General features: G+C 69.5%; 9 protein-coding genes. 6 read left to right on the forward strand and 3 right to left on the reverse strand.

Annotation, left to right across the window (positions count from 1 at the left end; genetic code table 11):
• Positions 1–59: 59 nt before the first annotated feature.
• Entirely contained in the window at positions 60–563 is a 504-nt protein-coding gene (gene ruvX / locus POL67_RS19065) for a Holliday junction resolvase RuvX (RefSeq protein WP_271919013.1), read from the forward strand.
• On the opposite strand, the gene POL67_RS19070 is transcribed toward ruvX, so the two are convergent.
• Positions 560–2176: a serine/threonine-protein kinase gene (locus POL67_RS19070; protein ID WP_271919015.1), complete on the reverse strand. Its 1617-nt coding sequence runs from the start codon at positions 2174–2176 to the stop codon at positions 560–562. The two genes, ruvX and POL67_RS19070, sit on opposite strands and share 4 nt — an antisense overlap.
• A 289-nt stretch (positions 2177–2465) precedes the next feature.
• Between POL67_RS19070 and rpsO the strand changes: the two genes are divergently transcribed.
• Together rpsO and pnp are read left to right on the forward strand one after the other, a co-directional pair.
• Positions 2466–2732 (forward strand): 30S ribosomal protein S15, encoded by a 267-nt coding sequence (gene rpsO / locus POL67_RS19075; RefSeq protein ID WP_271919017.1) that lies wholly within the window; start codon positions 2466–2468, stop codon positions 2730–2732.
• 393 nt (positions 2733–3125) lie between these two features.
• The gene (gene pnp / locus POL67_RS19080; RefSeq protein ID WP_271919018.1) at positions 3126–5384 is read left to right on the forward strand and encodes a polyribonucleotide nucleotidyltransferase; all 2259 of its coding nucleotides are present in this window, start codon (positions 3126–3128) and stop codon (positions 5382–5384) included.
• Between the two features lie 98 nt (positions 5385–5482).
• Here pnp and lysA read toward each other — a convergent pair whose 3' ends face one another.
• Entirely contained in the window at positions 5483–6784 is a 1302-nt protein-coding gene (lysA, locus tag POL67_RS19085) for a diaminopimelate decarboxylase (protein WP_271919020.1), read from the reverse strand.
• Between the two features lie 171 nt (positions 6785–6955).
• Between lysA and pyk the strand changes: the two genes are divergently transcribed.
• From pyk to POL67_RS19100, 3 genes are all read left to right on the forward strand, one after another.
• Complete coding sequence (gene pyk, locus POL67_RS19090; protein ID WP_271919023.1) at positions 6956–8377, forward strand: pyruvate kinase; 1422 nt, start codon at positions 6956–6958, stop codon at positions 8375–8377.
• The gene (locus POL67_RS19095) at positions 8374–10326 is read left to right on the forward strand and encodes a serine/threonine-protein kinase (protein ID WP_271919025.1); all 1953 of its coding nucleotides are present in this window, start codon (positions 8374–8376) and stop codon (positions 10324–10326) included. The genes pyk and POL67_RS19095 overlap by 4 nt, the downstream gene beginning before the upstream one ends.
• 187 nt (positions 10327–10513) lie before the next feature.
• Positions 10514–11458: a hypothetical protein gene (locus tag POL67_RS19100; protein WP_271919027.1), complete on the forward strand. Its 945-nt coding sequence runs from the start codon at positions 10514–10516 to the stop codon at positions 11456–11458.
• Between the two features lie 144 nt (positions 11459–11602).
• Here POL67_RS19100 and POL67_RS19105 read toward each other — a convergent pair whose 3' ends face one another.
• Entirely contained in the window at positions 11603–12235 is a 633-nt protein-coding gene (locus POL67_RS19105) for a hypothetical protein (protein ID WP_136933217.1), read from the reverse strand.
• Between the last annotated feature and the right edge of the window lie 94 nt (positions 12236–12329).

Consider the following 12329-nt stretch of genomic DNA (forward strand, 5'->3'; position numbering starts at 1 on the left):
AGCGTCCTGGCCGTCCCCCGATGCCGAACGATAGGGGCTCCGCTCCGACAAGCGGAGCTGTGCCCTCGAACCCCCGAAACCCCCCGCGCGTCTGCGCGCTCGACCTGGGCAAGGCCCGGGTGGGCGTGGCGATCGCCGACGAGCTCGGGCTGCTCGCGCACCCCCGGCCCCCACTCGACGGGCGCGACAAAAAGGCGCTGATTCGCGCCCTTGGCGAGCTCGCCCGTGAGGAAGGGGTGGGCCTCTTCCTGGTCGGCCTGCCGCTCGACATGTCCGGCGCGCACGGTCCCATGGCCACGCGCGCCGCGGACCTCGCTCAGGAGATCAGCCAGGCCACAGGCGTGCCCGTGGAGCTCTTCGACGAGCGCTGGACGACCGTGGAGGCGGCCCGGAAGCTCCGGGAGAGCGGGACCTCGGGCAAGCGGCAAAAGGGCGTCATCGACGGCATGGCCGCCGCCGTGATGCTCCAGGCCTACCTCGATCGCGCCCAGGGCCTCGGCAGCGCCGACGCGCTCGTCATGCCACCACCCCCGCCGCCGCGTGGGCGGGGCGGGCGGCGTTAACCAGCCTTCTTGTTGTCATCGAGCATGAGGTGCGCCACCAGCGCCGCGATGAACGCGATGACGAGCAGGAGCACGTCCCACACGGGCCACGCCACGCCGACCGCGCGCCGGAGCAGCACCGACTCGATGAGCCGCACGAGCATCGCGCCGAACCCGTAGGCGCAGAGGCCCACGACCACGGGGCGACGCAGCCGTCCGAGCATCTCGATCGCCTTGACCGTGTTGTCCCAGACCGTCTTCCGGATGTGGCGGATCAACAGGATGATGGGCGTCGCGAGCGCGACCGGGATGAGCAGCAGGAGCAGGACGGACTCGGAGACGGTCAGGTTCGCCGTCGCGCCGCCGCCGCGCGTGATGCGGAAGATGGACGCCGCGGTCGTGATGAGGCCGCCGAGCGTGAAGAAGACGCCGAGCGCCATCATGAGCACGAGCATCGGCCGCGCCATCGTGGCCTCTTGCTGCTGCTTGATGAAGAGGGCCGACGGGCGCGTCGCGGTCCCGGTCGCGGTAGGATCCGCGATGGCGACCATCGCGGCGCCGGCCGGTTCCTCCGTGTCCCAGGCCGCGAGATCGGCGTCGAGCTCGGCCATGCTCTGGTGACGATCGTCCGGCTCTTTGGCCATCGCCCGCTGGATGACCATCTCCAGCGTCTCGGGGATGCTCATCTCGAGCGAGCGCGGACGCGGCGGATCCTCGGAGAGGACGGCCATGAGCGTCGCTGCGGGATCCCCGTTGTCGAACGGGCGCTTGCCCGTGAGGGCGCAGTAGAGCATCGCGCCCACGGCGTAGATGTCGGCGCGGTGGTCGACGCGGTGACCACGCGCCTGTTCGGGCGCCATGTACGAGGGCGTGCCCATGATCATCCCCGTGCGGGTGAGGGCCTTGCCCGCCGTGTTGTCCTCGACCTTCGAGATGCCGAAGTCGATCACCTTCGCCATCGGGCGGTTCAGATCGCCGATGAGGAAGACGTTCTCCGGTTTCATGTCGCGATGCACGACGCCCTTCGCGTGCGCGGCGGCGAGGGCCTTGCAGACCTGGCGGACGATGCGCACGGCCGGCGCCACGGCCATCTTGCCCCGCTGCGTGAGCAGGTCGGCGAACTCCTTGCCGTCGAGCAGCTCACTGATGATGAAGGGGCGCCCGTCGGCGGTGCGATCGATGTCGTAGACGTCGATGACGTGGGGGTTCTTGATCTGCGCCGCAGCCTCGGCTTCGCGTTGGAAGCGGGAGAGCACGTCGGCCTGACGCGCGTACTCCGGGTGCAGCATCTTGATGGCGAAGCGCTTCGAGCCGATGCGCGTGTGGCGCGCCTCGTAGACGCGGCCCATGCCGCCTTCGCCGATCACGCGGACGATGGTGTACGACTCGCGCAGGGTCTGGCCGACGAGCTCGTCCTGCGTCTCCTCCGCGAGCTCGGCGCCGTCCTGCGGGCAGACTTTGTACTCGCCCGGGTAGCGGCTGTTGCACGTCGGGCAGGTGCGCTGCGGGGCGGCGATGCCCGCGACGAACGAGTCGGCCGATCCGTATCCGGTGGCCGCGGAGCCGATCCCGGTGAGGTTCGTCGTCGCGGGGCCCACGACGATCGACGGCTGCGCCGACGAGGACGCAGCCATATGGGGAGAAGCCCCCGAATCGGGGGGCCGAACATTACCGGCCATCGCGAGGCAGACTAGCGGAAGTCGGCTTCCCGAGGGGGACAATCCCGCCGCAAACCTTGCTCGTTCGCCTCGGGGCAACACGGCCCGTTGACCGAACGGACGAGATGCGTATACTCCGCCTCCGTTTTTCGTTCGGCCCGATCACGTGGGCACGCGCCGCTCCGGGCGCACGCTCGCCGTCGGGCGACGCTTGGCCGATCCGGGCGCTCGGCAGCGCCAGGATACGCCGAGGAGTGACAGACCGATGCTTCATCCGATTCACAAGACGTCGATCATCGACAAGTTCCGCACGCACGAGGGCGACACCGGCTCGCCCGAGGTGCAGATCGCGCTCCTCAGCGAGCGGATCACGCAGCTCACGGAGCACTTCAAGACGCACAAGAAGGACCACCACTCGCGTCGTGGCCTTCTCAAGCTCGTCAGCCAGCGCCGCCGCCAGCTCGACTACCTGAAGCGCATCGACATCGAGCGCTACCGGTCGGTCATCAGCCGCCTCAACATCCGCAAGTAAGCGCACAGCGTCGCGCGAGCGACGAGAGGGCTCGTTCCCCACGGGGAGCGGGCCCTCTTCGCTTTTGTGCGTTTGTCCGCCTGCCTTATCGAAGTGCTTCCGGAAGAACGGCGCACAGGTCCGCCGAAAAAAGTGGCGGGTTTGGGCGGGAGGCTCTACACAGAGAGCCGAAATACGTCGGTTTGGACAATAGTACGGGGCGCGGGGGCGTTCCCCGAGGCCGTGAGCGCTACGGAGCGTCTTCGTCTTCGCTTCGTGCCCAGCAGCATCGCTGCTCCTGGGCAGGAATCGAGGAAGAAGATCCGCCTCGCGCTCGGATGTCACGGGTCTTCGGGAGCGCGCTCGCGACCGCGTAGAGAGAGCGCAAGATACATGTACGTTCGTGAATCCGTCATGGTCGGCGGCCGAGCCCTCACGCTCGAGACCGGCCGTCTGGCCAAGCAAGCCCATGGATCCGTCCTCGTCACCTACGGCGAGACCATGGTCCTCGTGACCGCCGTGTCGCAAGACGAGCGGCCCGGGCTCGATTTCTTCCCCCTCACCTGCGAGTTCGTCGAGAAGACGTACGCCGCCGGCAAGATCCCCGGCGGCTTCTTCAAGCGCGAGGCGCGCCAGCGCGACGAGGAGATCCTCGCCTGCCGCATCATGGACCGCCCGCTCCGCCCGCTCTTCCCCGAGGGCTTCAAGAAGGACACGCAGATCATCGCGACCGTCCTTTCGAGCGACAAGCAGAACAAGGCCGACGTCCTCGCGCTTACGGGCGCGAGCGCGGCGCTGCACATCTCGGACATCCCGTGGAACGGGCCCATCGTCGGCGTGCGTGTCGGCCGCAAGGCCGGCGAGTTCGTGGCGTATCCGACGGCGGCCGAGATCGAGGAGTGCGACATCGACCTCGTCGTCGCCTGTTCGCGCGACGCGATCGTGATGGTCGAGGGCGGCGCCGCCGAGGCGACCGAGAGCGACATCATCGACGCGCTCATGTTCGCGCACGAGACGGCGCAGCCCGTGATCGACCTCATCGAGCGCGTCCGCCAGGCGGTGGGCAAGCCGAAGAAGGCGTTCCAGGCGCCGCAGCTCGACGATGCGATCAAGGCGCGCGTCGCCGAGGTCGTCGACAACGACCTCAAGTCGGCGACCCGCGTGACCGACAAGAAGGCGCGTTACGAGGGGTATTCGACGCTCAAGAAGAAGCTCGGCGAGGCGTTGCTCGCGGAGCTCGGCGCGGAGAAGTACCTCGCGAACGAGAAGCTCATCAAGGCGGAGTTCGAGGAGCGCAAGGCGCACGTCGTGCGCACCTACGTGCTCGACGAGGGCAAGCGCATCGACGGCCGCGACACGCGCACGATCCGGCCGATCATGTGCGAGGCGGGGCTCTTGCCGCGCGTGCACGGCAGCTCGCTCTTCCAGCGCGGCGAGACGCAGGCGATCGTGACGACGACGCTCGGCACCTCGACGGACGAGCAGAAGATCGACGGCCTGATGGGGGAGAGCTGGAAGCGCTTCTACCTCCACTACAACTTCCCGCCCTTCTCGACGGGCGAGACGAAGCCGATGCGCGGCCCGGGCCGGCGCGAGATCGGGCACGGCGCCCTCGCCGAGCGCGCGCTCTCCCGCATGATCCCCGCGCAGGAGCAGTTCCCCTACACGATCCGCATCGTGAGCGAGACGCTCGAGTCGAACGGCTCGTCGTCGATGGCGGCCGTCTGCGGCGGTTGCCTTTCGCTGATGGACGCGGGCGTGCCGATCAAGTCGCCCGTCGCCGGCATCGCGATGGGCCTCATCGCGGAGGGCAACAAGTACGCGATCCTGAGCGACATCCTCGGCGACGAGGATCACCTCGGCGACATGGACTTCAAGGTCTGCGGCACGTCGCGCGGCGTGACGGCGATCCAGATGGACATCAAGATCGCGGGCCTGTCGCGGGCAATCCTGGCGCAGGCGCTCGATCAGGCGCGCGAGGGCCGGCTGCACATCCTCGGCAAGATGCTGGAGGCGCTGCCCGCGCCGCGGCCGGAGCTCAGCCAGTACGCGCCGCGCATCACGACGATCAAGGTCAAGCCCGACCAGATCCGCCTGATCATCGGCCCCGGCGGCAAGACCATCAAGGGCATCGTCGATCAGACGGGCGTGGCGATCGACGTGGAGGACGACGGCACGGTGAACGTGGCGTCGGCGGACTCGGAGGCCGTGAAGAGGGCGCTCGACATCATCAAGGGCCTCACGGCCGAGCCTGAGGTCGGCGCGGTCTACAAGGGCACGGTCAAGCGCATCACGGACTTCGGCGCGTTCGTCGAGATCCTCCCGGGCACCGATGGCCTCGTGCACATCTCGGAGCTCGCGCACACGCGCGTCGAGCGCGTCGAGGACGTGGTGAAGGAAGGCGACACGGTCGAGGTGAAGGTCGTGAGCGTCGATCGCGAGGGCAAGATCCGCCTGAGCCGCCGCGAGGTGCTGCCGCTGCCCGAGGGGCAGGCCGGCGTGGAGGCGAAGGCGCGGCTCGATCAGGCCCGCGAGCGCGACGCGGGTGGTCCGCCGCCGCGTCGGAGCGAGCCGGGGCGTGACGGCCCGCGCGGCGATCGTCCGCCGCGCGGCGACCGCGGTGATCGTCCGCCGCGCGATCGCGGCGACCGTCCGCCGCGCGATCGTCGCTGATCCACGGGGATCGACATGATCGACGTCGACGACGTTGATCATGTCGACATCCGCAAACGAGAGGGGCGGGCCTCATGGGCTCGCCCCTTCGTTTTTTGTCAGCCGAAGAGGCGGGACGCGGCCCAGGCCGCGGCGTCACGCGAGCGGTGAATCGTGGCCACGCGGCCGCCCGCGAGGAAGATCTCCGTCGGCAGTCCGCGCCCGTTGTATTCGCTCGCCATCACGAAGCCGTATGCGCCGGCATCGCGGAGGACCACGGCGCGCGGCAGAGGCTCCGTGAAGGGGTGCTCGCCGAAGTCGTCGGAGCTCTCGCAGACGGGGCCCACGACGCGGTAGCCGGGCGCTGTGCCGGCCGCGGGCGGGGGCGCGTCGATCGGCTCGATGCGGTGCTTGGCGCCGTAGAGCGCGGGGCGGATGAGATCGTTCATGCCTGCGTCGATCATGAGCCATCGCCGCGTCGGCTCCCCCCGCGAGCGCTTCGCCATCACCACGCTCGCGCAGAGCACGCCGTACGGCGCCACGAGCGCGCGCCCCGGCTCGACGACGATGCGCGTGCCGCCGAAGCCCCGCTCTGCGACGAGGCGACTCGCCGCGCGTGCGAAATCCGCGGGCGTCACGGGGCAACCCGCGCCGTAATCGATGCCGTAGCCGCCGCCGAGATCGACGTAGGCGAGGGGCTTGCCCGCGGCGCGGCGCTCGGCCGCGAGATCGAGCACCACGCGCGCCCCCTCGAGGTACTCGTCCGTGCGCGTGAGCTGCGAGCCGATGTGAGCGCCGAGGCCCACGAGCTCGAGCGCATCGCGGGCCGCGTCGACCGCTTCGTACGCCGCCGGAAGATCGGCGAGCGCGATGCCGAACTTCGCCTCGTCGTGGCCCGTCGCCACGTGCGCGTGCGTGTCGGCCTCGACGCTCGGATTCACGCGGAAGGCCACGCGCGCCTTGCGTCCGAGCGCGCGGGCGCGGGCCGCGATGCGCGGGATCTCCTCGACGCTTTCCATCTGCAGCGCGAGGATCCCGCGGTCGCCCGCCCCGATCGCGTGATCGATCTCGCGTGTCGTCTTGGCGACGCCGCTGAACAGGATCGAATCCGCGGGGATGCCTGCGCCGAGCGCGACGGCGAGCTCGCCGCCGGAGACCACCTCGGCCCCGCAGCCGGCGGCGCCGAGCGCGCGCACGATGGGGCCCGCCGTGTTTGCTTTGATGGCGTAGGCGATCAAGTGCGGCGCGCCTTCGAACCCTGCGGAAAGATCCCGCGCTGCCAGAACGATCGCATCCACGTCGTACACGTAGGCGGGGGTGCGCGGTCGTTCTCCTTCGGGGGACTCCGTCCCGAGGTCGAGGAGGTCCTCGAGGCGGAGACCGCCCATCGTGGCGGCCCCGCGCGCGTCGCGTTTCAGCATGGGCCCTCGGGTAGCGCGGCGCGGGCAGGGGGTAAAGACGGCATGGCGCGGGGCGTCGAGCGGGCTCGTCCCACGACCCGGGAGGACGCCCCGGTTCAAGTCGGACGGCTCACGGACCTTCCCGGCGGAAGGCCCCTGTTAGCCGCGCGGACGTCATGCCATGCTGCGCCCGTGGTCGTACGTCGCGCGAAAATCGTCTGCACGATAGGCCCTGCTTCCGAGCCTCAGCTCGAGCAACTCATCCGCGCCGGCATGGATGTGGCGCGCCTGAATTTTTCTCACGGCACCCATGACGAGCACGCGCGCCGCTTCCAGGCCGTCCGTGCTGCGGCCGAGGCTTGCGACAAACCCGTGGCGATCTTGCAGGACCTTTGTGGTCCCAAGATCCGCGCGGGCAAGTTCGAGGGCGGCACGATGGATGTGCCCACGGACGCTCAGATCGTGCTCTTCGAGGCCACGAAAGATCAGCAGTCCGGCGGGCCCGGCGAGATGCCGATCCTGTACGAGGGCCTCGCCGAGGATCTGCAGCCGGGCGACATCGTGCTCGTCGACGACGGCCGCATGGTCCTCACGGTGACCAAGGTCGACGGCCGGCGCGTGCACGCCGTGGCCACGCAGGGCGGGCAGCTCCGCGATCGTGTCGGCGTGAGCCTGCCGGCGCGGCGTGTGCGGCTCGCGGCGCTCACCGAGAAGGACAAGGCCGACCTCTCGTTTGGCCTCTCGCTCGGCATCGACTACGTCGCGCTCTCCTTCGTGCGCACGGCGGACGACATCCGGCTCGTGCGCGACATCTGCGAGGCGTGGGGCCGGCCGACGCCCATCGTTGCGAAGGTCGAGACGCCCGCGGCCGTGGAGAACCTCGAGGCGATCATCCAGGCGACGGACGCGGTCATGGTCGCGCGTGGTGATCTCGGCGTGGAGTTCAACCCCGAGCGCGTGCCCGTGATCCAGCGCGAGATCCTCGGCCTCGCGCGTGTGCACCAAAAGCCTGTCATCGTCGCGACCGAGATGCTCCAGTCGATGGTCACGAATTCGCGCCCGACGCGCGCGGAGGCGAGCGACGTGGCGACGGCGGTCTTCGAGGGGACGGACGCGGTGATGCTCTCGCAGGAGACGGCGACGGGCGCGCATCCGTCGCTCGTCGCGCGCGTGATGAGCCGCATCGTCATGGAGGCCGAGCAGAGCAAGTTCTTCCGGCCTCTTTCGAGCGAGATGCCCGGCGTGCGCGCGAACGTGCCCGAGGCCGTGGCGCGGAACGGCTGCGACATTGCGCGCGACATCGGCGCGCGGGTCATCGTGGCCTTCACGGAGAGCGGCTCCTCGGCGCTCTACGCGTCGAAGCACAGGCCCGTCGTGCCGATCATCGCGTTCTCGCCGAACGCGGCGACGCGCCGCAGGCTCGCGCTTCTGTGGGGCGTGGTTCCGTGGCCGATCGACAAGGTCACGAGCGCGGACGAGATGGTCGATCGCGCGAGCATGATCCTGCTTGCGAACGGCTTCGTCTCGCCGGGGGACAAGTTCGTCGCGATCTTCGGCGCGCCCATCGGCGTGCGAGGCTCGACGAACTCGATTCGCGTGAAGGTTGTGGAATGACGGAAGCCTCCGCCCTGCCGGGGCTCCCCAGGCTCGCGAAGTACGAGCTCATCGAGGAGATCGGGCACGGTGGGATGGCGACGGTCTATCGCGCCCGCGACAAACGTCTCGGGCGCGAGGTCGCCATCAAGCTCATCCACAAGCACCTCCGCGAGAACGCCGAGGTCGGCGCGCGGTTTGTCGCCGAAGCGCGCGCGGCCGCGAAGCTCCGCCACCCGCGGATCGTCGAGGTGTACGACGTCTCCAGCGAGGAGGACGGCGAGCGGTACCTCGTCGTCGAGCTCTGCCGCGGCACCACGCTGCGGAAGATCCTCCAGCGTCATCGCGACATGCCCGCCGAGATCGGCGCGTCGATCGTCCTCGTGCTCTGCGAGGCGCTCGAACACGCGCATGCGTGCGGCATCGTGCACCGCGACGTGAAGCCGGAGAATGTGCTCGTGGAGCTGCCAGCCGATCGCACGAGCGAGTCGCGAGCGCGCGTCGGCAGGGTCGACGAGACGCCGGTCCCCGACGGGCCGCGATCCACGCCGCGGCCCGCTCCAAGCCGCGCCGGTCATCTCGGCGTGATCATCAAGCTCACGGACTTCGGCATCGCCAAGATCCTCGACGCGCAGGGCGTGACGTCGACCGGGCAGGTGCTCGGATCGCCGGCGCACATGGCGCCCGAGCAGATCGAGGCGGGCGAGGTCGACGGGCGCACGGATGTCTTTGCGCTCGGCGTGCTCATGTACGAGTGCCTCGTGGGGCACCTGCCGTTCGAAGGGAAAAACCCGGCGCAGGTCCTCCGTCGCGTGCTCGAAGGCGAATATCCGCCCGCGGATCACGAGCGGTCCACCGTCGGGGGTCGCTTCGCGCGCATCATCGACGGCGCCCTCGCGCGCGCCGCGGCCGATCGCGTCGCGGGCCCCGGCAAGCTCGGCGAGCTCATCCGCGCCGAGCTCGAAGCGCTCGGCATCACCGATCCGCAGCGCGAGATCGAGGCGTATTTCGAGGACCCGGCCGGCTACGCCGACGCCCTCACGACGCGGCTCGTGCCGTGCCTCGTCGCCCGCGGCGAGGCCGCGCGCAAGGCCGGCGATCGCACCGGCGCAGCGGCCGACTTCAACCGCGCCCACGCGCTTGCGCCGAACGACCTCGCGATCCTGAAGCGCGTGACGAGCCTCTCTGCGAGCGCCGAGCGGCAGAAGCTCGTGCGCAGGGCGGCCGGCCTCATCGCGGGCACGCTCGCGCTCGGCCTCGCGGCGTTCGCCGTCGCGCGGTTCCGCAAACCCGCGGCCGCGCTCGAGCCCGACGCAACTCCGAAGACCGACGCCACCACAGCCACCACGGAGCACCCCAAGAACCCGGCCGCGCCCGACGCGTCTGCGGGTCCCCAGGCCCCGAGCAGCGCCCCACCGTCGAGCAGCCTCGCCGAGCCGCAGCGCAGCATTCGCATCAAGCTCCCGCTCAGCGCCGCGACAACCTCGGCTGCCGCGCCTCCGCCCGCGCCGCCGGATCTGCGCAAGGTCGTTTTCCTCGTCAGCCCGCAGGGCGCGACGCTCCTCCTCGACGGCAAGGAGGAGAAGCATTTTTCGCGCGTGTTCACGCTCAAGCCCGGCGGTCACTCCGTGTCGGCTCGGGTGAAGGACTCGAAGTGCTGCGGGACCTTCGACAGCTCCCTCATCGTCGAGCCTCCACCCGAGAATGATCCCGACGACGTCCAGCGTTTCCGTGTCCGGCTCACGCCGCTGCCCTCGACCGTCGCTCTCGGTCCGTCGCCTGCGTACGCGCAGGTGGTGTGCTCGGACATCAAGCTGACGCTTTTTCCAGGTGCTACCAAGAAGGTGCAGCTCGAAGAGATCACGTACGACAACAAGTGTCAGTTCACGGCGCCGGGGGAAGAGGCCTTCCGGCGCAACGTGAGTTTGCGCGCCGGCGAGCACAACGTGGTGCCTTGGCCGGCGCGGTGAGGCGGGGGGCCTCGCTTCGCGGATAGCGGTCCCCACGATGCCCAAATTCCGGTAGAAGGGTCCCTCGATTACTCGGTTACGGGGAATGACGGCGCGACCTCGTCTGCAGCGGGCTCTGCCCGGCGGGCTTCGGTTCGGGCGGGACCGCCGCGGCCCCAGGGCCAAAGGGTGCGTTTCGTTCGGACGCGTGGCGCTCGCCGCAGCGACGGGCCTCGCGTTCGCCTTCGTATCCCAAGCCGCGCGCGCGGACGATTTGCAGCAGTTCGAGCTCGGCAAGACGCGCTTCGACGCAGCCGAGTACGACGAGGCGGCTACGCGTTTCACGGCGATGCTCGATCCGGCGCAGAAGCCTTGCGAGTCTGTCCCGACGAGCGGCACTGCGCCGTGCCGCCTCACGGACACGGATCTCATCCAGCGCGCGCGCACGCTCCGCGCAGCCTCGCTCGTCGCGCTCAAGCGCTACGACGAGGCCGAGGCCGAGATCGCCACGATCCTCCGGCAAAACCCGACGTATTCGCCCGATCCCGCGGTGTTCCCGCAGGAGGTCGTGGATCGCTTCACGCTCGTGCGGGGTCGCCTGCGCGAGGAGCTCGACGCGGCGGAGCAGAAGCGCGCCGACGAGGAGCGGCAGCGGCGCATCGCGGAGCAGAAAGCGAAGGAGGAGGAAAAACGCTGGATCGAGTCGCTCGTGAAGGCGGCCTCCGAGCGGCAGATCATCGTGCAAAACTCGCGCATCGTCGCGGCGATGCCGTTCGGCATCGGCCAGTTCCAGAACGGAAGCCGCAAGCTCGGCTGGACCTTCGCCATCACGCAGGCGTTCACGGGCGCGACGTCGATCGTCGCGTCGCAGGTCTTCAACTACTACGCGAGCTTCGATCAGACGATCGCGACGGGGGCCGAGCGCGAGGAGCTCGTGCGTCGCCAGCAGATCACGCTGATCATCAACCAGGTCGCGTTCAGTCTATGGGCCGGTCTCACGGTGGCGGGCATCGTGCAGGCGCAGATCGCGTACGTGCCGCAGAAGGTGACGATCGAGAAGCGCCCCGTGCCGCCGCGCCCCGCGGTGCGCGTCGTGCCGACGGTGGCGGTGACGCCGGACGGGTTTGGCGTGGGCGTCGTCGGCGCTTTTTGAGCGCTTCGACGCAGAGAAAACCAACGCACCCTTGCATCGACCGCATCGCGGTCGATGCACCAAAGGTCCAGGGCTGGCCCTGGTCCGGGTCGAGGGGTGGACAACCCCTCGTCGGGTCCGGGGTGAAACCCCGGCGCTACGCTCTCAGGTGCTGCGGCTGCTCGTCGGCCTGACGCCCGGAGGGCCGTCGTTGTGCTCGCGGCAGCCGGTGCGCGACATCATTTTCGCGCGGAACGACACGCGGCCGCACGTGTCGCAGACGCAGAGGTTCTGGTCGTACAAGTTGCGGTTCGAAAGGATGTCGGCGGCGAAGAGGCTGAGCACGATGTCGCTCAGCGAGTCTTCCTTCTGCGGCCGCGCGATCCACGAGGCCTTCGTGCCGATGCCGATCGGCTGCACGCGGCTCGACTTCGTGGCGAGCTCGAGGAAGCCGTCCTCGGGTGGATCCGTGATGAGTCCGCGCAACGTGAAGACGACGCGCGACCGCGCGCGGCCGAGGATGCGATCGAGCAACGCTTTCGTTGCTGAGGGCGGCGCGCCCACGGTGTTCAGCGTGTCGAGCAGGAGCGTGCCTGCCATCGGCTCGGCGACTTGGACGGGGCGCTGCATGCGGCCTGCGCGCACGAGGTACTCCTCGATCCATGTCTTGAGCTCCCGCGCGCCCATGGCCCCGATGCCGACACCCTCGACGAACGCGAGCGCTCCGATGAGTGCGCCGCGGTCGTTGTCCGCGCCGGTGAGGAGGGTCGGGATCGAGCTCGTGGACGTAGGAGGCATCGCGGGTCCTTTCAGCGACGACGGGCGCTCGGAGGGGGCCCTGCAACGTGCAGTATCGCTCTGCTTCGCGGCGGGGCCAACATCGACGCCGGGG

The organism is Polyangium mundeleinium, from assembly GCF_028369105.1.
Taxonomy (GTDB): domain Bacteria; phylum Myxococcota_A; class Polyangia; order Polyangiales; family Polyangiaceae; genus Polyangium; species Polyangium mundeleinium.